The 20,152-nt window shown below is 70.9% G+C and carries 20 protein-coding genes and 1 riboswitch; of the genes, 11 read left to right on the forward strand and 9 right to left on the reverse strand.

What is annotated here, in order from left to right:
* Both aroA and O3W51_RS06045 read right to left on the reverse strand, forming a co-directional pair.
* A complete protein-coding gene (gene aroA, locus O3W51_RS06040) occupies positions 1-1,338 on the reverse strand; it encodes a 3-phosphoshikimate 1-carboxyvinyltransferase (RefSeq protein ID WP_138350933.1) in 1,338 nt (445 codons plus the stop codon).
* Between the two features lie 112 nt (positions 1,339-1,450).
* Positions 1,451-2,164: a M50 family metallopeptidase gene (locus O3W51_RS06045; protein ID WP_138350932.1), complete on the reverse strand. Its 714-nt coding sequence runs from the start codon at positions 2,162-2,164 to the stop codon at positions 1,451-1,453.
* Positions 2,165-2,218: 54 nt separating this feature from the next.
* Here O3W51_RS06045 and O3W51_RS06050 point away from each other — a divergent pair, with 54 nt between their 5' ends.
* The 9 genes from O3W51_RS06050 (at position 2,219) to def (ending at position 9,959) form a co-directional block, all read left to right on the forward strand.
* Positions 2,219-3,034 carry an SOS response-associated peptidase gene (locus O3W51_RS06050; RefSeq protein ID WP_138350931.1) on the forward strand — a complete coding sequence of 272 codons (816 nt, stop codon included), beginning with the start codon at positions 2,219-2,221 and terminating at the stop codon, positions 3,032-3,034.
* 14 nt (positions 3,035-3,048) lie between these two features.
* Positions 3,049-3,714 carry an alpha/beta hydrolase family protein gene (locus tag O3W51_RS06055; protein WP_138350930.1) on the forward strand — a complete coding sequence of 222 codons (666 nt, stop codon included), beginning with the start codon at positions 3,049-3,051 and terminating at the stop codon, positions 3,712-3,714.
* A 241-nt stretch (positions 3,715-3,955) separates the two neighbouring features.
* A complete protein-coding gene (locus O3W51_RS06060) occupies positions 3,956-4,621 on the forward strand; it encodes a sigma-70 family RNA polymerase sigma factor (protein WP_187145327.1) in 666 nt (221 codons plus the stop codon).
* On the forward strand, positions 4,618-4,941 hold the full coding sequence (gene rsrA, locus O3W51_RS06065; RefSeq protein ID WP_138350928.1) for a mycothiol system anti-sigma-R factor: 324 nt from the start codon (positions 4,618-4,620) through the stop codon (positions 4,939-4,941). The genes O3W51_RS06060 and rsrA overlap by 4 nt, the downstream gene beginning before the upstream one ends.
* Positions 4,942-5,148: 207 nt before the next feature.
* On the forward strand, positions 5,149-6,549 hold the full coding sequence (locus tag O3W51_RS06070; RefSeq protein WP_269284510.1) for an HD-GYP domain-containing protein: 1,401 nt from the start codon (positions 5,149-5,151) through the stop codon (positions 6,547-6,549).
* The gene (locus O3W51_RS06075) at positions 6,546-8,015 is read left to right on the forward strand and encodes an HD domain-containing protein (protein ID WP_138350927.1); all 1,470 of its coding nucleotides are present in this window, start codon (positions 6,546-6,548) and stop codon (positions 8,013-8,015) included. The genes O3W51_RS06070 and O3W51_RS06075 overlap by 4 nt, the downstream gene beginning before the upstream one ends.
* An 89-nt stretch (positions 8,016-8,104) precedes the next feature.
* Positions 8,105-8,227: a biotin/lipoyl-binding protein gene (locus tag O3W51_RS06080; protein WP_269284347.1), complete on the forward strand. Its 123-nt coding sequence runs from the start codon at positions 8,105-8,107 to the stop codon at positions 8,225-8,227.
* A gap of 17 nt (positions 8,228-8,244) precedes the next feature.
* Complete coding sequence (locus O3W51_RS06085) at positions 8,245-9,240, forward strand: tetratricopeptide repeat protein (RefSeq protein ID WP_138350925.1); 996 nt, start codon at positions 8,245-8,247, stop codon at positions 9,238-9,240.
* Positions 9,241-9,302: 62 nt separating this feature from the next.
* Positions 9,303-9,959, forward strand: coding sequence for a peptide deformylase (gene def / locus O3W51_RS06090; RefSeq protein ID WP_198356993.1), 657 nt, complete (start codon positions 9,303-9,305; stop codon positions 9,957-9,959).
* An 89-nt stretch (positions 9,960-10,048) separates the two neighbouring features.
* Here def and O3W51_RS06095 read toward each other — a convergent pair whose 3' ends face one another.
* From O3W51_RS06095 to O3W51_RS06110, 4 genes are all read right to left on the reverse strand, one after another.
* Positions 10,049-11,080 carry a ribonucleotide-diphosphate reductase subunit beta gene (locus O3W51_RS06095; RefSeq protein ID WP_138350923.1) on the reverse strand — a complete coding sequence of 344 codons (1,032 nt, stop codon included), beginning with the start codon at positions 11,078-11,080 and terminating at the stop codon, positions 10,049-10,051.
* Entirely contained in the window at positions 11,080-13,437 is a 2,358-nt protein-coding gene (locus O3W51_RS06100) for a ribonucleoside-diphosphate reductase subunit alpha (protein ID WP_244809401.1), read from the reverse strand. The genes O3W51_RS06095 and O3W51_RS06100 overlap by 1 nt, the downstream gene beginning before the upstream one ends.
* 170 nt (positions 13,438-13,607) lie before the next feature.
* Positions 13,608-13,685: riboswitch (cobalamin riboswitch) on the reverse strand.
* Positions 13,686-13,781: 96 nt separating this feature from the next.
* Complete coding sequence (locus O3W51_RS06105) at positions 13,782-14,276, reverse strand: GNAT family N-acetyltransferase (RefSeq protein ID WP_138350921.1); 495 nt, start codon at positions 14,274-14,276, stop codon at positions 13,782-13,784.
* Positions 14,277-14,331: 55 nt separating this feature from the next.
* The gene (locus tag O3W51_RS06110; protein WP_138350920.1) at positions 14,332-14,535 is read right to left on the reverse strand and encodes a hypothetical protein; all 204 of its coding nucleotides are present in this window, start codon (positions 14,533-14,535) and stop codon (positions 14,332-14,334) included.
* Positions 14,536-14,623: 88 nt separating this feature from the next.
* Between O3W51_RS06110 and O3W51_RS06115 the strand changes: the two genes are divergently transcribed.
* Complete coding sequence (locus tag O3W51_RS06115) at positions 14,624-15,598, forward strand: helix-turn-helix domain-containing protein (protein WP_138350919.1); 975 nt, start codon at positions 14,624-14,626, stop codon at positions 15,596-15,598.
* A 36-nt stretch (positions 15,599-15,634) separates the two neighbouring features.
* Here O3W51_RS06115 and mctP read toward each other — a convergent pair whose 3' ends face one another.
* From mctP to O3W51_RS06130, 3 genes are all read right to left on the reverse strand, one after another.
* Positions 15,635-17,287 (reverse strand): monocarboxylate uptake permease MctP, encoded by a 1,653-nt coding sequence (gene mctP / locus O3W51_RS06120; protein WP_138350918.1) that lies wholly within the window; start codon positions 17,285-17,287, stop codon positions 15,635-15,637.
* The gene (locus O3W51_RS06125) at positions 17,284-17,550 is read right to left on the reverse strand and encodes a DUF3311 domain-containing protein (RefSeq protein ID WP_138350917.1); all 267 of its coding nucleotides are present in this window, start codon (positions 17,548-17,550) and stop codon (positions 17,284-17,286) included. Before O3W51_RS06125 ends, mctP begins: the two co-directional genes overlap by 4 nt.
* 179 nt (positions 17,551-17,729) lie before the next feature.
* Positions 17,730-18,512 carry a GntR family transcriptional regulator gene (locus O3W51_RS06130; protein WP_138351076.1) on the reverse strand — a complete coding sequence of 261 codons (783 nt, stop codon included), beginning with the start codon at positions 18,510-18,512 and terminating at the stop codon, positions 17,730-17,732.
* A 320-nt stretch (positions 18,513-18,832) separates the two neighbouring features.
* On the opposite strand from O3W51_RS06130, the gene O3W51_RS06135 reads away from it, so the two are divergent.
* On the forward strand, positions 18,833-20,128 hold the full coding sequence (locus O3W51_RS06135) for an extracellular solute-binding protein (RefSeq protein WP_138350916.1): 1,296 nt from the start codon (positions 18,833-18,835) through the stop codon (positions 20,126-20,128).
* Positions 20,129-20,152: the final 24 nt, after the last annotated feature.

Below are 20,152 nucleotides of genomic sequence, written 5' to 3' on the forward strand. Positions count from 1 at the left end.
TCAGCCCCGCCCCGCCGTGACGGGGGTCCCGAGCATCTCGGTCCACAGTTCAGGGAACTCCGGGAGCGTCTTGGCGGTGGTGGCGACGTTCTCCACCAGGACGCCGGGCACGGCCAGGCCGAGCACGGCCGCCGCCGTCGCCAGCCGGTGGTCCTCGTAGGTGTGGAAGACCCCGCCGCGCAGCGCGCGGGGCCGGATCCGCAGTCCGTCCTCGGTCTCGGTGGCGTCGCCGCCCAGACCGTTGATCTCGGTGACGAGCGCCGCGAGGCGGTCCGTCTCGTGCAGCCGCAGATGCGCGACCCCGGACAGCACGGACTCCGACCCGGCCAGCGCGGCGACCGCCGCGATGACGGGCGTCAGCTCGCCGACCTCGTGCAGGTCCGCGGTGATGCCCAGGATCCGGCCGGTGCCGGTGAACGTCAGCCCCTGCTCGGTCAGCTCGCACGCACCGCCCATGCGGGTGAAGATCTCCCGCAGGGCGTCGCCCGGCTGGGTGGTCCGCTCGGGCCAGTCCGGCACGGTGACCCGGCCGCCGGTGACCAGCGCCGCAGCCAGGAACGGCGCCGCGTTCGACAGGTCCGGCTCCACCGTCAGGTCCCGGCCGAGCAGCGCGCTCGGTGCTACCCGCCAGACGTTCGGCTCGCCGCCGTCCTGCGGGGCGTCCACCTTGGCGCCCGCGACCCGCAGCATGTCGATCGTCATGCGGATGTGGGGGAGGGAGGGGAGCGTGCGGCCGGTGTGCCGCAGCTCGAGACCCTGGTTGAAGCGCGGTCCCGAGAGCAGCAGCGCGCTCACGAACTGCGAGGACGACGAGGCGTCGACCTCCACCGGCCCGCCGGACAGCGAGCCGGCGCCCTGCACGGTCAGCGGCAGCGCGCCGCGTCCCTCGTCGTCGATCCGGGCGCCCAGCGTGCGCAGCGCGTCGATCACGCCCTGCAGCGGCCGCTCGTACGCCCGGGGGTCGCCCTCGAAGCGGACCGGGCCGTCGGCCAGCGCCGCGACCGGCGGCAGGAAGCGCATGACGGTGCCGGCGTTGCCGACGTCGATCCGCGCCGGGCCGTGCAGCCCGGCCGGGATGACCCGCCAGGCCTCACCGCCGCCGCCCGTGTTCACCTGCTCGTCGATCTGCACGCCCATGGCGCGCAGCGCGTCCGCCATCAGCACGGTGTCGCGGCTGCGCAGCGGGCGCCGGATCCAGCCGGGCTCGGAGGCGTGCGCGGCGAGCACCAGCGCGCGATTGGTGACCGATTTGGATCCGGGCACAGTGACCGTCGCGTCGACGGGGCCGGAGGCGACGGGGGCGGGCCAGAGAGCGGTGTGCGGGGAACTGTCGGTCATGGGCACCAAGCCTAGTGGCTGGCGGCGGCCCCGCCCGGAGTGCGGGAGCCGGGCAGGAGGCCGCGGAGGGCCGTTCCGGAGCCCGGCGAGGACCCCGTGGGGCCCACCGGCCTCACAGGCCGAGCAGCCAGCGCCCGCCACCGACGAGCGCGCAGACGGCCGTCGCGTAGAACAGCAGCAGCCACAGGCCCACCGGGGTGTGGGTCAGCCGGCCCAGCTGGTCCGCGTCCGAGGTGTTCGACCGTTCGCGTCTGCGGGTGCGCTGCAGCTCGAAGACCGGACGCGAGCCGCCGAGCAGCAGGAACCAGACGACGAGGTAGGCGAAGGCCGCCTGCACCTGCGGTCCGGTCAGCCAGGAGACCAGCAGGAACGCGGCACCGGTCACCACGACCGTGAGCGCCCCGTACGCGTTGCGGATCATGATCAGCATCGCCAGCAGCAGCGCGGTGGCCCCCCACAGCAGCGCGGTGATGTGCCCGGCGGCCAGCAGCGCGGCCCCGGCCAGGCCCAGCAGCGGCGGCGCGGTGTACCCGGCGGCGGCCGTCAGGATCATGCCGAGCCCCGAGGGCTTGCCGCGCGAGACGGTGAGGCCCGAGGTGTCCGAGTGCAGCCTGATGCCCTCCAGGCTGCGCCCGGTGAGCAGCGCGAGCAGGCCGTGGCCGCCCTCGTGCGCGATGGTGATCGCGTTGCGGCTCAGCCGCCATATGCCGTCCGGCAGCACGGCGGCCAGCGCTATCAGCGCCGTACCGCCGACCAGCCAGGCCGACGGATCGGGCTGGGTACCGACCACGCGGTCCCATAGTTCCGTGAAGCTCTTGATATCCATCGTTCCCCTGCAACGTGCGGCGCCATGTCGGAGTGCCGTGGCAGTCTGGCACTCATGTGTGGTCGATATGCGGCGAGCCGGCAACCCGAGGATCTGGCGGCTCTTTTCGAGGTCCAACAGCGGGAGCCGAAGGAGGAGTTGGCGCCGAACTGGAATGTGGCGCCGACGGATCCGGTGTGCGTCGTGCTGGAGCGTCCGCTGAAGGGCGCGGAGACCCCCGAGCCGGTACGGCAGCTGCGCAAGCTGCGCTGGGGGCTGGTGCCGTCATGGGCGAAGACCCCCGACGTCGGCGTGAAGATGATCAACGCACGGGCGGAGACGGTGCACGAGAAGCCGTCCTTCCGCCGCCCCTTCAGCGCCCGCCGCTGCCTCATACCCGCCGACGGCTACTACGAGTGGGTGACCGCGAAGGACGAGCGGCAGCTGGAGGAGCAGGGGAAGAAGAAGCGGGCGCGCAAGCAGCCGTACTTCGTGACCCCCGCGGACGGCTCGGTGATGGCGATGGCCGGGCTGTACGAGTTCTGGCGGGACCGGACGCTGCCCGACGACCACCCGCAGGCGTGGTGGTCCACCTGCACCGTCATCACGACGGAGGCGGAGCAGACCCCGCCCGCCGGATTCGCCGGCGAGGGACCGGCCTCCTTGGCCGCCGTCCACCCCCGGATGCCGCTGATGCTGGCCCCGGACCGCTGGGACGCCTGGCTGGATCCGGCCACCACCGATCCCGACGAGCTGCGCGGCCTGCTCGTGCCGCCGCCGGCCGGAACGGTGCGGTTGTATCCGGTCGGCACGGACGTGAGCAACGTCAGGAACAACGGGCCGCAGCTGACCGACGCGCTCGCCGCCCCCGCGGAGGAAACCCTTTTCTGACCGGGACCGGCAGGATGGGGCGGGTGATCGACACACCGGCGGGCGAGGCCCGCGTGACGTGGCATGACGGCGGGCGCGACGCGCGGGCGGTCCTCGCGCTGGGACACGGGGCAGGGGGCGGCATCGAGGCCCGCGACCTGGTCGCGCTGGCGGCCGCGCTGCCCGCCCTGGGCGTGACCGTGGCGCTGGTCGAGCAGCCGTGGCGGGTGGCGGGCAGGAAGGTGGCGCCCGCGCCGAAGACCCTGGACGTGGGCTGGCGCGCGCTGTGGCCCGTCCTGGCGGAGCCCGGCCTGCCGGTGATCGCGGGCGGCCGCAGCGCCGGGGCCCGGGTCGCCTGCCGCACGGCTGTGGAGCTGGGTGCTGCCGCCGTGCTGGCCCTGTCGTTCCCGCTGCATCCGCCGGGCCGGCCGGAGAAGTCCCGGGCCGCCGAGCTGCTGGGCTCCGGCGTTCCGACGCTGGTGGTGCAGGGCGGCCGGGATCCGTTCGGGCCGCCGGAGGAGTTCCCCGCCGGGACGGAGATCGTCGCGGTGCCGTACGCCGACCACGGCTTCGCCGTCCCGAAGAGGGCCGACCTCTCCCAGGAGGACGCACTCTCCGTGATCACGGACGGTGTCGGTGACTGGCTGTCCGCACTCGGACACACGTCCGTTCGCACACGGGCGCGGGAACGGCGGGAATGACGGCCGTGATCCGTGCGTTGTCCGGATCACCGGTACGAAAACGCAGAGTGAGGAAGGCAGCCGCATGGTTTCAGCCGCATGCCAGCCACGCGCAAACGCGAAGGCGAAGGCGCCCTACCTGGACTGGGCCCAGTGGCCTGCGACAGGCGGCAGGACCGGCACGCCCGGCACGCCGATCTCCAGCGGGATATCCTCCGAACCGAGCGGGTCCGGTTTTGGGCCCGTGACCGTTTTGGAGGAGGTGGTTCCGGTCACCGGCACCAACGACAGCACAGCGGGTGCTGCGGGCACGGCCGGCGAGGAAGCACAGGAGAGCTCCGCGGAGCGCAATGAGCGCTTCGAGCGTGACGCCCTCACCTTCCTCGACCAGATGTACTCGGCCGCGCTGCGGATGACCCGCAACCCCGCGGACGCCGAGGACCTGGTGCAGGAGACGTACGCGAAGGCGTACGCGTCCTTCCACCAGTTCCGTGAGGGAACGAACCTCAAGGCGTGGCTCTACCGCATTCTCACCAACAGCTTCATCAACTCCTACCGCAAGAAGCAGCGCGAGCCGCTGCGCAGCGGCTCGGAGGAGATCGAGGACTGGCAGCTCGCACGCGCCGAGTCGCACATGTCGACCGGCCTGCGTTCGGCCGAGTCCCAGGCGCTCGACCACCTGCCCGACTCCGATGTGAAGTCGGCGCTGCAGGCGATCCCCGAGGAATTCCGTATCGCCGTCTATCTCGCGGATGTCGAGGGCTTTGCGTACAAGGAGATCGCGGACATCATGGGGACACCCATCGGCACGGTGATGTCCCGACTGCACCGCGGGCGGCGCCAGCTGCGCTCGATGCTCGAGGACTACGCCCGTGAGCGCGGGCTCGTCCCGGCCGGCGCGGGAGACGAGAAGGGCTCAGGGACATGAGCTGCGGCAACGCACATGAGACGGACTGCTCCGAGGTACTCGACCACCTCTACGAGTACCTCGACGAGGAGATGTCCGACGACGCCTGCGCCAAGTTCAGGGAGCACTTCGACGAGTGCCACCCGTGCTTGGAGAAGTACGGCCTCGAGCAGGCGGTGAAGAAGCTCGTCAAGCGCTGCTGCGGCCATGACGACGTTCCCACCGACCTCCGGTCGAAGGTCATGATGCGGATCGAGCTGATCCGTTCCGGCGAGATCTCACCGGTGCCGGAACAGGCACCCGAGATCATCGCCGGGAGCGGAGCCGAAGCTCACCCGTAGGGGTGACTGACGACAGGCCCATTCCGCCCAAACCGCATATCGGTCTCCCGCCCGACGGGCGCGGCCCTATCCTCCGAGGATTCAACGGGGGTCGGGCCGCGCCCGTCGCAGGCACTGGGAGGCAAGGTGCTGGATTCGAGGATCCGGGCGGACGGCCTGCGGTCGGCGATCAGGGCGGACGGCCTGCGGTCGAGGATCCGGGTGAGTCTGCGGACCCTGCCGCCGGCGGCCCGCGGCTACATCGCCGTGGTGCTGCTCACCGCCTGCTTATGCGCGGCCCCGGCGTTGGACGGCCGGACGCCCTGGGCGACGGTCGCCGTCCTCGCCGTCCTGTACGCGGTCTGCGAGATCGGCTTTCTGCCCCCGGGACGCGGGACCCTGTCTGCCGCGGGCCGGGACCCCGGACGTGAGGCGCCCGCCGGGATCGGCTCGTTCTACCCCGTACTGCTCGCCGCGGCGCTGATGCAGCCGCCGTCCGCCGCCGCGCTCGTCGCCCTGCCGGGATCGCTGGCCGGCCGGGTCGGGCAGAGCCCGCGCTGGCTGCGGCGCTGCTGGCGCGCCGGCCAGCTCGCCGTCGCCACCTTCGCCGCCGGCCACGCGCAGCGGCTGCTGGGCGGCGAACGCGCCCTGGACGAACTCGACTTCCCTTACCTGCTGCTCCCGGCCGCCGCTGCCGCGCTCACCTTCTGCGTGGTGGCCACCACCCTCGTCGGCGGGGTGCTCGTCACCGCCGAGCGCTGCCCGCCGCGCGCCGCCTGGGGTACCCCGCTGCTGGGCTCGATCGCACCGCACCTGACCTACGGGATGGTCGGGCTGATGATGGCGGCGCTGTGGCGCGGCTCGTACGGGGCCTTCGCCGCCGTACTGGTGCTGCTCCCCATGCACATCTCCTGCTGGGTCTTCGCGCAGGTCCACCGCGAACACACCGCGCACCGGGCGACCGTCCGGGCCCTCGTGCAGGCCGTCGAGATCAAGGACCGCTACACGCGCGGCCACAGCGAACGCGTGGGCCGCGCCTCGGTGTTCATCGCCCGCGAGATCGGTATGGCCGAGGACCGGGTCGACGCGCTGCGCTTCGCCGGGATCCTGCACGACATCGGCAAGATCGGCGTCCCCACCCGGCTGTTGCGCAAGGACGGTCCGCTCACCCCCGAGGAGCGCCGGGTGATCGAACTGCACCCGGAGTACGGCCACGAGGTGGTGCGCGGCATCGCGTTCCTCGGCGAGGCGCGCGCCGCGATCCTGCACCACCACGAACGGATCGACGGCAGCGGCTACCCGTTCGGGCTGACCGGCGACCAGATCCCCGAGTTCGCCCGCGTCGTGGCCGTCGCCGACGCCTTCGACGCCATGACCTCCACCCGCAGCTACCGCCGGGCCAGGGGCGTCGACGAGGCGCTGGCCGAACTCCGCCGCTGCGCCGGGACCCAGTTCGACCCGGCCATGGTCAGCGGCCTCATCCACGCCCTCGACCGGCACGTCTGGACCCCCACCGCGACGGCCGACGTACCCGGCATGCCCACGCCGGGCGCCGCCGAGCCCGCCCTCCCGCTGCCGCGCGCCGCCGGCCGCACCGCCACCGGCGCAGCTCCGGACCGCCGGCCATGACGTCTCCCCGTGACGATCCCGCGGCCCGGCCACCCCGATGGCCCCCCGGCCGCAGGCTCCGGCACGGACGGCCCGGCCGGGCCGCGGCCCGCGCCGGAGCCCGCCCGCGTACCCCGCTCGTCGTGGGAGCGGCCTACGCGGCGACCGCGCTGCTCACCGCCGTGGCGATCGGCTGGACGGCGTGGGCCGGTGTCGCCGAGCCCGCGACGGCCACCGCCTTCGGAGCGCTGATCGCGGTGGGGGAGGCGGCCCGGATCCCGCTGCCCGGTGACCGCGAGGCGGCGCCGCTGGCCACCGCGGGCGCGCTGGCGTACGCGCTGCTCGGCGAGGCGGACGGTGTCCCGACCTCGCACGGAGTCCTGCAGGTCGTCGCGGTCGTCGTGGTGGCCGCCGCACTCGGCCGGCTGGCCAACGCGCTGCCCGGCCCCCGCACCGTCCGTGCGGCCCGCTGCACCCAGGACACCGCGGACCCGCGCTCCCTGGACAACGCAGCCCGCCGCGTCCTCGCCGTGGCCTTCGCCGCCACCTGTTTCCAGCCGCTCTACAACTCCGGCCTGCTGCAGCGCTTCTTCGACCCCGGTCCGCTCTACGCGCTGTTCCTGTTCGCGCTGCTCGCGCTCACCGCCCTGTGCGACGCGGTGCTGGCCGCCACCCTCGCCGCCGCCAGAACCGGCCACCCCTTCGCGCCCGTCCTGCGTGACGAGCTGCGGGCCCTGCCCACCATCGGCTCCGCCGTCTGCGCCGGCGGTGTCGTGATGGCCCTGGCGGTCGGCGTCGCCGGGCTGTGGGCGCTGCCCGTCTTCAGCCTTCCGCTGCTGCTCACCCAGGTCTCGTTCCGCCGCCATGCCGCGATCCGGGCCACCTACCGGCAGACGATCGCCTCCCTCGCACGCGCCACCGAGGTCGCCGGCTACACGCCCACGGGCCACGCCCGCCGGGTGACCGCCCTCAGCCGGGAGGTGGGCCGGGAACTGGGGATGGCGCAGCGTGAGCTGCTGCTCCTGGAGTACGCGGCCCTCATGCACGACATCGGCCAGCTCTCCCTGGTCGACCCCGTCCCCGGCGGCGCCACCGAGCCGCTGGAGCCCGAGGAGCGGCGCCGTATCGCGCTGCTGGGAGGTGTCGTGGTCCGCCAGACCGGCGTTCCGGCCGAGGTCGCGGTGATCGTCGAGTGCCAGGCCGACCCGTACCGCGAACAGCCCCTTGCCGGCCGGATCGTCCGCGCCGTCAACGCGTACGAGGACCTGACCGGCGGGACGGCGGCCCTGGACCGCCGTCTGGCGGCCGTGGAGCGGCTGCGGCTGTCCACCGCCCGGGACTACGATCCGGGCGTCGTGGACGCGCTGACCCGGGTTCTCGCCCGTGGCGGAGCGGCCCGGGCCGCCGGCGGGGAACCGGACGGTAATGAGCGGCGCCCGCGACCGGCATGGTTGGATGCGGCTGGGGATGGCAAGGAGGAGTGGTGAGGACCGGAATCCGGGCTGAGACTCCGGCCGATATGTGGAAGGTTGTCACTGAGCGGGGGAACAACCTGCGGGGGGACGGGAGCGTCGTCATGCTGGAGACCGTGGAGCAGGAAATCCCGGTACTCACCGAGATGCCGGGAATCGTCACCGGGCTGAAAGTGTCCGAGGGGGACGTGGTGCGGAAAGGCGACGTCCCGGCCGTGATCGGCTGAGCAGGCAGGCGGGAATCGTGAGGATCTTCGGCAGAGTGCGGCACCGGCCCTCCCCTACGTGGCGGCAGGCCACCGACCGCGCCTTCTCGCTCATCGGCGACGGGCGCTACGAGGACGCGGGCGCGCTGCTGACGCGCGCCGCCGACATGGAACCGTGGCTCTCCGAGTCCTGGTACAACCTCGCGCTGCTGCACAAGTTCCGCCACGACTGGGAGCAGGCCCGCACCGCCGGGCTGCGTGCCGTGGCCCTGCTGGACCGCGACTCCGGCGCCCCGGACTGGTGGAACCTCGGCATCGCCGCCACCGCCCTGCAGGACTGGCCGCTGGCCCGCCGCTCCTGGCAGGCGTACGGGCTGCGGCTGCCGTCCGGCTCCGCCGAGAGCGCCTCCGAGGAAGCGGTCCGGCTGGCGCTGGGCAGCGCCGCCGTAAGGCTGTCGCCGGAGGGCGAGGCCGAGGTCGTCTGGGGCCGCCGGCTGGATCCGGCCAGGATCGAGGTGCTGAGCATCCCGCTGCCGTCCTCGGGCCGCCGCTGGGGCGAGGTCGTGCTGCACGACGGCGTCCCGCACGGTGAGCGCGCCACCGCGGAGGGCTCCGCGAAGTCCGTGTACCCGGTGTTCGACGAGATCGAGCTGTGGGCGCCCTCGCCGGTGCCCACCTGGCTGGTCCTGCTGGAGGCCGCCACCGCGGCCGACCGGGACGCCCTGGAGCGGCTGGCCGCCGACGCCGGCTTCGCCGCCGAGGACTGGTCGTCCTCCGTGCGGCTGCTCTGCCGTACCTGCTCGGAGAGCCGGATGCCCACCGACGACGGCTCCGCGACCTCCCGCGACCCCCATGACCACGGTGAACCCGGCCACCCCGGCCACCTCAGCCACCACAGCGCGGGCTCCCTCTGGGTCCCCGAACGTGAGTGCGGGATAGCGGCGCCCGCCGCCCTCGTACGAGGCCTTCTCGACAGCTGGATCGCGGACAGCCCGGACACCCGGGACTGGCGTGATCTGGAGGAGGTCTGCTGACCTTGCGCGGCCCCGTACGCTTGACGGGTCTATGACGGAATTGGGAAGGCGTACGGCGGAACATGTCGCAGCAGGAAACCGAGAAGCAGCAGGACCGGCACGCGCACGAGCACGGTGAAGCGTCGGAGTTCTTCGACGACACCACGGACGCCGAGGCGCGCGAGCTGGCGTACCGCGAGCGCGGGACGGCCCGCCCGATCACCGTCGTGGGCAATCCGGTGCTCCACAAGGAGTGCCGCGACGTCACGGAGTTCGACGACGCGCTCGCCGCCCTCGTGGACGACATGTTCGCGAGCCAGAAGGCCGCCGAGGGCGTCGGCCTCGCCGCCAACCAGATCGGCGTCGACCTCAAGGTCTTCGTCTACGACTGCCCGGACGACGACGGCGTGCGCCACACCGGCGCCGTCTGCAACCCCGTCCTGGACGAGATCCCCGCCGACCGGCGCGTGCTCGACGACTCCAACGAGGGCTGCCTCTCGGTGCCCGGCGCCTACATGGAACTGGCCCGCCCGGACTACGCGATCGTCCGCGGCCAGGACCTCAAGGGCAACCCCATCGCCCTGGAGGGCACCGGCTACTTCGCCCGCTGCCTCCAGCACGAGACCGACCACCTGTACGGCTACCTGTACATCGACCGGCTCTCCAAGCGCGACCGCAAGGACGTGCTGCGCCAGATGGAAGAAGCCACCCCCAAGTTCGCCACGGTCCCCAACGCCTGACCGTCGCCTGCAGCACCACGCGTAAGGGCCCCGCTCATGGAGCGGGGCCCTTACGCGTTGCCGGCCGTGGTGGCCGGCCGTCGTGGTGACTAGAAGTCGTCGTCGAAGCCGACCGTGCCCTCGACCGCCACCTGGTAGGCGGAGGCGCGGCGTTCGAAGAAGTTGGTCAGTTCCTGGACGCCCTGGAGCTCCATGAAGGAGAACGGGTTCTCCGAACCGTAGACCGGCTTGATGCCGAGCCGGGCGAGGCGCTGGTCGGCGACGCACTGGAGGTACTCGCGCATCGACTCGGTGTTCATGCCGGGCAGGCCGTCACCGCAGAGGTCGCGGCCGAACTGGAGCTCCGCCTCGACGGCCTCGCGGATCATGTCGGTGATCTGCTGGTCGAGTTCCGCGTCGAAGAGGTCCGGCTCTTCCTCCCGGACGGTGTCGACGAACGCGAACGCCGCGTCCATGTGGCCGGTCTCGTCCCGGAAGACCCAGTTGGTGCCGGTCGCCAGTCCGTGCAGCAGGCCCCGCGAGCGGAACCAGTAGACGTAGGCGAAGGCGCCGTAGAAGAACAGCCCCTCGATGCAGGCCGCGAAGCAGATGAGGTTGAGCAGGAAGCGGCGCCGGTCGGACTTCGACTCCAGCCGGTCGATCTTCTCGACGGAGTCCATCCACTTGAAGCAGAACTGCGCCTTCTCGCGGATCGACGGGATGCTCTCGACCGCGTCGAACGCGGCGGCCCGGTCGTCCGGATCGGGGAGGTACGTGTCGAGCAGCGTCAGATAGAACTGGACGTGCACGGCCTCCTCGAAGAGCTGACGGGACAGGTAGAGCCGGGCCTCGGGCGAGTTGATGTGCTTGTAGAGCGTGAGCACGAGGTTGTTGGAGACGATCGAGTCACCGGTCGCGAAGAACGCGACGAGGCGGCCGATCATGTGCTGCTCGCCGGGGGAGAGCTTGGCGAGGTCGGCGACGTCGGAGTGGAGGTCGACCTCCTCGACGGACCAGGTGTTCTTGATCGCGTTGTGGTAGCGCTCGTAGAACTCCGGGTAGCGCATCGGACGCAGGGTCAGCTCGAAGCCCGGGTCGAGGAGGTGCTTCTCGTGCGTCGTCGTGTTGGTGGTGGTCGGCATTACTGGCAGGCCTCGCAGGACTCGGGGTTTTCCAGGGAGCAGGCGACGGCGTCGTCGTCGGTCGTCTGCTGGACGGGGATGGGCGCGGGCACGGCGGCGGCCGGTGCTGCCGCGGCGGCGCGGGCGATCCGGGTGGCCGGCCGGGACCGCAGGTAGTACGTGGTCTTCAGGCCCTGCTTCCAGGCGTACGCGTACATCGAGCTGAGCTTGCCGATGGTCGGCGAGGCCATGAAGAGGTTCAGCGACTGGCTCTGGTCGAGGTACGGGGTGCGTGCCGCGGCCATGTCGATCAGGGCGCGCTGCGGCAGCTCCCAGGCGGTGCGGTACAGGGCGCGCACCTCGGCCGGGATCCAGGTGAAGCCCTCGACGGAGCCGTTGGACTCGCGCAGCGCCTCGCGGGACTGGGCGTCCCAGACGCCGAGCTCCTTGAGCTCGTTCACCAGGTAGGAGTTGACCTGGAGGAACTCACCCGACAGCGTCTCGCGCTTGAAGAGGTTGGAGACCTGCGGCTCGATGCACTCGTAGACACCGGCGATCGAGGCGATCGTCGCGGTCGGCGCGATGGCCAGCAGCAGGGAGTTGCGCATGCCGGTCTTCGCGATCCGGGCGCGCAGCGCGTCCCAGCGCTCCGGCCAGAGCGACTCGGCGGTGTCGTAGTGGTCGGGGTGCAGCACGCCCTGGGCGGTACGGGTCTGCTCCCAGCCGGGGTGCGGGCCGTGCCGCTCGGCGAGGGTGGCGGACGCCTCGTAAGCGGCGAGCATGATCCGCTCCGAGATGCGGGTGGACAGCGTCCGCGCCTCGGCGCAGTCGAACGGCAGCCGCAGCTTGAAGAAGACGTCCTGCAGGCCCATCAGGCCCAGGCCGACCGGCCGCCAGCGGGAGTTCGACGCGCCGGCCTGGTCGGTCGGGTAGAAGTTGATGTCCACCACGCGGTCGAGGAAGGTGACGGCGGTGCGGACGGTGGCGTCGAGCTTCTCCCAGTCCATCTCGCCGTCGGTGCCCAGGTGCGCGGAGAGGTTCACCGAGCCGAGGTTGCAGACGGCGGTCTCGCCGTCGTCGGAGACCTCCAGGATCTCCGTGCACAGGTTCGAGGAGTGGACCACGTTGCCGGGCAGCGCCGTCTGGTTGGCGGTGCGGTTGGCGGAGTCCTTGAAGTTCAGCCAGCCGTTGCCGGTCTGCGCGAGGGTGCGCATCATCCGGGCGTAGAGCTGGCGGGCCGGGATGGTCTTGATGGCCAGACCGGCGGACTCGGCCTTGCGGTAGGCCTCGTCGAAGTCGCCGCCCCACAGGTCGACGAGCTCGGGTACGTCGGCGGGGGAGAACAGCGACCAGTCGGTGTCCGCGTCCACCCGGCGCATGAACTCGTCGGGGATCCAGTGCGCGAGGTTCAGGTTGTGCGTACGCCTGGCCTCCTCACCGGTGTTGTCGCGCAGCTCCAGGAACTCCTCGATGTCGGCGTGCCACGTCTCCAGGTAGACGGCGGCGGCGCCCTTGCGCCGGCCGCCCTGGTTGACGGCGGCGACGGACGCGTCGAGGGTGCGCAGGAACGGGACGATGCCGTTGGAGTGCCCGTTGGTGCCGCGGATCAGCGAGCCGCGGGAGCGGATCCGGCTGAACGGGATGCCGATGCCGCCGGCGTGCTTCGACAGCCGGGCGACCTGGTGGTAGCGGTCGTAGATGGAGTCCAGCTCGTCGAGCGGGGAGTCCAGCAGGTAGCAGGACGACATCTGCGGGTGCCGGGTACCGGAGTTGAAGAGCGTGGGGGAGCTGGGGAGGTAGGAGAGCGTGCTGGTCAGCGCGTAGAGCTCGCCGACCTCGACGAGGGCGCGCACCGAGTGGTCCGCGGCCAGACCGCAGGCGACGCGCAGCAGGAAGTGCTGCGGGGTCTCGATGACCTGGCGGGTGATCGGGTGCCGGAGCAGGTAGCGGCTGTGCAGGGTGCGCAGGCCGAAGTACTCGAGGCGGTCGTCGGCGGTGTCGTCGATCATCGCGTCCAGGCGGGCGGCGTGCAGCATGACGAACTCGGCCGTGGCGTCGGCGATCAGGCCTTCGCGGTGCCCGACGGCGATGGAGGCGGAGAAGGAGACGGCGCCCTGCCCCGCCGCCTCGTCGGCGACCGCGCGGGCCAGCAGCCGGGCCGCGAGCCGGCTGTACTGGGGGTCCTCGGAGATCAGTCCGGCGGCGGCCTCGGTGGCCAGCGCCCGCAGTTCGGCCTCGTCCGATCCGGCGTTGCGGCCGCGGAGGGCGGCAGCGGCGACCCGGCCGGGGTCGGTGTCGGGGAGGTCGACGGTCAGTTCCGTCAGGGTGTGCAGCAGGATGGTTCCTGCTGAGGCGGGGGCTGCGGGCGCGATGGTCACGTTGGTGCTCTCTCCCTCGAACGCGGCGACGGCGTCGCGAGGGGGGAGGAGCAGGCGCGTTCGGGCACACCGCATCAGGGCAGGGGTGTGCCATATCGCGTCCGCCGGCCCAACCCGCGAGGCCCGGACAACACTGCACCCGGAAGGCAGGACCGGATGCGCCGTCAGCAGGTGGCCGGACTGTGCGGGCGTGCGCAGGCACGACCGCTCACCGTTGCGGGGCAGTGCCGGATTCTCACCGGCTTCCCCTGCGTGGACAGCGGTCCTGAGCATACATCTAGTGGCGCCTCGCAGCGCTAACCCCAGATGTTGTGTCTGGTGTGGTGCGCGGTGGACGGTATGCGTTACAACGGGAGGGCGTACGTGAAGAGGTGGACGTCCGGAACGGGCGACCAGTCGCGGTCCGGCGTGCGCCGGAATCCGAGCCGTTCGTAGATGCGGTGGGCGCCGGTCATCGACTGCTGGGTGGACATCACCAGTTGCCGTACGCCGAGGGCACGGGCCCGTTCCACACACGCGAGGACGAGTGCCTCGCCGGTGCCGCGGCCGCGCGCGGCCGGGTCGACGGCCAGCATCCGGAACTCCGCCTCGCCGTCCCGGGCTATGTCGCCCCAGGGGCTGCCGGGAGGGGCGAACGTCACGCAGCCGAGCAGCGTGTCGTCCGCCGCGTCGACCGCGACGAGCACCTCCGCGGAGACGGCGCGGGCGCGGGCATCGCGCAGTTTCGGGGCGTACTGGCCGTCCGGCTGGGTGTGGCCGTCGGCGATGAAGGCGTCGGCGGTGATGCGGCCTGCCTCATCGAGCTCGTCCGCGCGCGCGGGGCGGATGATGATGTCCATCCCCGCAGTCTGCCGCATGGCCGGCGCCGGCCTTCGCGGAGTGCGGCGGGTGCATTCAGACGACCGGGCTGAAGGCGCCGCGGGTGGGCTCGGCCGACCTGAGGGCCGACGCCGACTGCTCCTCGTGACGCCGCTCCGCGGCCCTCGCGGCGCGGATCTGGCGGGAGATGCGGAGCTCGACGCGGAAGCCGATCAGGGCGGGCAGGGCGACGAGGAGGATCAGGGCGGTGGCGGCCAGGAGGCCGAGGAATGTGTTCATGCATCTATTTTCGGGCGGGCGGCCCCGCCACGGGAGTGGCAGGACTGACTCACTACCGCTAATTACTGCCAAGTGGGATGCTGGAACCATGCTGGAAAACGTGGCAGTGGTTCTGATGGACGGCGGACACGCCTTCGAACTGGGCGTTGTCTGTGAAGTCTTCGGCATCGACCGCAGTGAGCAGGGGCTGCCCGTCTACGACTTCGCCGTCGTCGGCATCGGGAAGCACCCCGTCCATCTGCACAACGGCATGGACGTCTCGACGCCGTACGGTGTCGACCGGCTGGAGGAGGCGGACCTCATCGCCGTCCCGGCCGGGTGCGACTACCCCGAGCGGGCGGAGTACCCGCCGGAGCTGCTGCGCGCGCTGCGCGGCGCCGTGGAGCGGGGCGGCCGGGTGCTCAGCGTGTGCTCGGGAGCGTTCGTGCTGGGCGCGGCCGGGCTGCTGGACGGCCGGAGCTGCACCACGCACTGGCGGCACACCGAGGCGCTGTCGCGCCGCTTCCCGCTCGCACAGGTCGAGGCGGACGTGCTGTACGTGGATGACGACCCGGTGATCACGTCGGCCGGCACGGCGGCGGGCATCGACGCCTGTCTGCACCTGGTCCGCAAGGAGCAGGGCAGCGCGGTGGCCACCGGCATCGCCCGGCGCATGGTCGTGCCGCCGCACCGGGAGGGCGGGCAGGCGCAGTACGTGGACCGGCCACTGCCGCGCGGCCGGTGCGACACCGTGGGCGCGGTGCTCAGCTGGATGGAGCGCCATCTGGACCGTGAGGTGACCGTCGAGGAGCTGGCCGCCCGCGCCCATATGTCGCCGCGCACGTTCGCCCGCCGCTTCCAGCAGGAGACGGGCACCACCCCGTACCGCTGGCTGCTGGGCCAGCGGGTGCTGCTGGCGCGCGAGTTGCTGGAGGGGACGGACGAGACGATGGAGGCGATCGCCACCCGCGCGGGCCTCGGCAGCGCGGCGACCCTGCGCCATCACTTCGCCCAGTGGGTGGGCACCACCCCGCAGGCCTACCGCCGGACGTTCCGGGACCCGGTGCCCGCGCGGAGCGCGTGACACCGGGTCCCGGGGAACCGCGGAGGAACCGGAAGCTCAGGAAACCACCAGTGGCAGTTCCTCCTTGGCGTCCGGCTCTCCGGTGCCCTTGACGCCCGGCTCACCGGAGTCGGCCGTGTAGTCGGAGGGCGAGGTCTCGTCGACGCCCTCGGGCGCCTTGAGCGCCTTGAGGACGAAGGTCAGGACGACCGCCACGACTATGTTGATCACGAAGGCCGTGAGGCCGATGTAGCCCTTCTCGCCGATGTACGGGATCAGGTCGGCGTTCCCGGCGAAGTGCGTCTGTGCCGGGGTGTGCTGCTCGTACGCCTTCCAGGTGCCGTAGACCATGCCCGCGGCCCAGCCGGCCAGTAGCGCCCAGCGGTGGAACCACCGGGTGAACAGCCCGCCGACGATGGCCGGGACGGTCTGCAGGATCCAGATGCCGCCCAGCAGCTGGAAGTTGATCGCGACCGTCTTGTCCATGGTGAGGACGAAGATCAGCGCGCCGACCTTCACCAGCAGCGACACCAGCTTGGAGACCTTGGTCTCCTGCGCGGGGGTCGCGTCGGGCTTGATGAAGTCCTTGTAGATGTTGCGGGTGAACAGGTTCGCCGCGGCGATCGACATGATGGCCGCGGGCACCAGCGCGCCGATGCCGATCGCGGCGAACGCCACCCCCGCGAACCAGTCAGGGAACATGTTCTCGAACAGCTGCGGGATCGCCGTCTGCGGGTTGTAGCCCTTCACCCCGACACCGACGCCGGCCGCCAGCGCCATGAAGCCGAGCATCGCCAGCAGGCCCAGCATCAGGGAGTACAGCGGCAGGATGGTGGTGTTGCGGCGGATGACGTTGCGGCTCTTGCCGGACAGCACCGCGGTCACCGAGTGCGGGTACAGGAACAGCGCCATGGCCGAGCCGAGCGCCAGGGTCGCGTACGCCCACTGCGCTTGCGGCCCGGAGACCAGCGAGCCCTTGGGCTTCCCGGTCGCCGGGTTGACGGTGGCGTACGCCTTGCCCGCCTTGTCGAAGATGTCGTCGAACCCGCCCAGTTTGTACGGGATGTAGATGATCGCCACCGCGATGACGATGTAGATCAGCGCGTCCTTGACGAACGCGATCATCGCGGGCGCGCGCAGCCCCGAGGAGTACGTGTACGCCGCGAGCACCCCGAACGCGATCAGCAGCGGCAGGTCCTTCATGAACCAGCTGGAGTTCTCGCCGCCGCCCACGCCCATCACGTCCAGGACCGCCTGGATCCCGACGAGTTGCAGCGCGATGTACGGCATCGTGGCGAGGATGCCGGTGACGGCCATCGCCAGCGACAGGCCCTTGGAGCCGAAGCGGCCGCGGATGAAGTCCGAGGACGTGACGTAGCCGTGCTTGTGGGAGATCGACCAGAGCCGCGGCAGGAAGAGGAAGACCAGGGGGTACGTGATGATCGTGTACGGCACCGCGAAGAAGCCGGCCGCGCCCGCCGCGTAGATCGCCGCCGGGACGGCGACGAAGGTGTACGCCGTGTAGAGGTCGCCGCCGAGCAGGAACCAGGTGATCCAGGTGCCGAAGCTCCGGCCGCCCAGGCCCCATTCGTCCAGGCTCAGCGCGTTGTCGGCGCGCCGCCAGCGGGCCGCCAGGAAGCCGAGGACGGTGACCGCCACGAAGAAGAAGATGAAGACGCCGAGCGCCACACCGTTGACTCCACCGGTCATGACGCGGCTCCCTTGCGTGCGCGTTCCTCACGGCGGACCAGGAGGTAGGCGATCGTGGTCAGTCCGGCCGAGATGAAGACCCAGGCCATCTGGTACCAGTAGAAGAACGGGATGCCGATGAACTCCGGCGTCAGACGCGCGTAGGAGCTGACCCACAGCATCGCGACCAACGGGATGACCAGGCATACACCGGCCACCACACGCGAAGGTGTGACGACCGGTGTGCGGTTGGGCGTGGGTGATGTTTCCGGTGGTGCTGACATCTTCTCGGCTCCGTCCCCTAGAGCGAATCTCCTGCGTAATGCGCAGGAAATCTAGGGCAGCACTCCGCCACACGTCACTAGCGGTCCGCATATCGGTACGGACTCGATTCCGGACGAGAGGGGAATCGGGTGGATCGGAGCCGGTTCGGCCGGAATGCGGCCCGGCGGTCGGTCGGTGGTCAGTCGGTGGGGCGGCTCAGCCTGGCGACGAACTTGTACCGGTCGCCGCGGTAGACGGAACGCACCCATTCGACCGGTTCGCCCGTGGTGTCGATGGAGTGCCGGGACAGCATGAGCATCGGCAGACCGACGTCCGTGCCGAGCAGGCCGGCCTCCCGGGGTGTGGCCAGCGAGGTCTCGATGGTCTCCTCGGCCTCGGCCAGCCGTACGTCGTAGACCTCCGCCAGCGCCGTGTACAGAGAGGTGTACTTGGCGAGGCTGCGGCGCAGCGCGGGGAAGCGCTTCGCCGACAGATGGGTGATCTCGATGGCCATCGGCTCGCTGTTGGCGAGCCGCAGCCGCTCGATGCGCAGGACCCGGCCGCCGGTCTTCATGTCGAGGAGGCCGGCGAGCCGGTCGTCCGCGGTGATGTAGCCGATGTCCAGGAGCTGTGATGTGGGCTCCAGGCCCTGGGCGCGCATGTCCTCCGTGTACGAGGTGAGTTGCAGTGCCTGGGAGACCTTCGGCTTGGCGACGAAGGTGCCCTTGCCCTGGATGCGTTCGAGGCGCCCCTCGACGACCAGTTCCTGCAGGGCCTGCCGCACGGTGGTGCGGGAGGTGTCGAATTCCGCCGCGAGCGTGCGCTCGGGCGGGACCGGTGTGCCGGGCGGCATCGTCTGCGTGATGTCCAGCAGATGTCGCTTGAGGCGGTAGTACTTGGGCACACGTGCGGTGCGCCCGGCGGCGCCCGCCGTCTCCGGCACGTCCGATGCCGGCGTGCCGCCGCCCCCGTCGCTGTCCATGACGTCTACTCCCGACTGCTGTCGTGCTGCCGTCACCGGCTCCTCCGTCTATCGCGGCTCACATGGTGGCACGGGCTGCTGTGGTGCAGGGAGGCGATGGCAGGTGACGTCCCCCTCAGGTGTCGGTCCGATAACAGACCTAACAGCGCTTCTTATACACCCTTGACACCCCTAAAGGTCTAGGCCAAGCTGCGCTCACTGGTCTAAACCATTAAAGACCAATCCCAGACCCACAAGCAGGACGCGGCATTTGCCGTGTCTCGCGGCAGCCGACTTTTCGGGCGGTGGGGGGTGGTTTCGGGCATCCTGAGGAGGGTGGCATGAAGCGCAAGCTCATCGCGGCAATCGGTGTCGCGACCATGATCGCGGGCGTCGCAGCGTGTGGCAGCGACAAGAAGGACGACACGGCCGCGAAGCCGGCGGACCGCAAGGACACCGTGACCGTCTGGCTCATGAGTGACGCCCAGAGCACCTGGCCGGAGCTGGTCAAGAGCGTCAACGACCAGTTCAAGGCGAAGTACCCGAACGTCACCGTGAAGGTGCAGTACCAGCAGTGGAGCGACAAGGTCCAGAAGCTGGACGCCGCGCTCTCCGGCTCTAGCGCCCCGGATGTCGTCGAGCTCGGCAACACCGAGACCATGACGTACATCCTCAACGGTGCCCTCGCCGAGGTCGACAAGACCAAGTTCGAGAATTCGGCCACCTGGATCAAGGGCCTCGAGGACACCTGCTCGTACCAGGGCAAGCTCTACTGCGTGCCGTACTACGCCGGTGCCCGTGTGGCGATCTACAACGCCGATGTCTTCAAGGCCGCCACCGGCTCCGCCGACCTGCCGAAGACCGAGACCGACCTGACCGCCGCGCTGGACAAGATCGCGGCCGCGAAGGGCGCCGACAAGGCGTACTCGCCGCTCTACCTGCCGGGCGAGTACTGGTACGCGGCCATGTCCTACGTCAAGGCGTACGGCGGCCAGATCGCCAAGTACGACGGCGGCAAGTGGACCGGCACCCTGTCCTCCCCGGAGGCCCAGGAAGGTCTGAAGCACTTCATCGAGCTGGTCAACAAGTACAACCACGGTGACAAGACCAAGGACGAGGCGGACCACGCCGCGGTCATGGCCCAGGAGAAGACCGCGCTGATCTACGGCAACGGCTGGGAGTCCGGCAGCGTCGTCGACACCAAGGCGCCCGGCAACCCGAAGCTGAAGGACGCCATCAAGACGGCCGGTATGCCCGGCCCGAACGGCAAGGCGCTGCCGTCCTTCATCGGTGGCTCGGACCTCGCCGTCGTCGGCAAGTCCAAGGTGCAGGACCTCGCCAAGGAGTGGATCGCCAGCTTCACCAGCGAGAAGTCCGAGGCCGTACTGGCCAGCAAGAAGATCCTCCCGAACAACACCAAGCAGCTCGAGCCGCTGAAGTCGGACCCGGCCACCGCGCCGATCGCCAACGCGGTGCCCGACGCCTGGTTCACCCCGATCGCTCCGGGCTGGGCCACGATCGAGAAGCAGAACATCCTCAAGAACATGCTGCTCGACATCATCAAGGGCAAGTCCATCGCCGACGCCACCAAGGCGGCCGACGACAAGATCAACTCGCTGATCAACAACGCCTCCTGATCCCAGGCCTCGCCCGTGGGGGGC

The organism is Streptomyces sp. H39-C1, assembly GCF_027158125.1.
Classification (GTDB): Bacteria; Actinomycetota; Actinomycetes; order Streptomycetales; family Streptomycetaceae; genus Actinacidiphila; species Actinacidiphila fildesensis.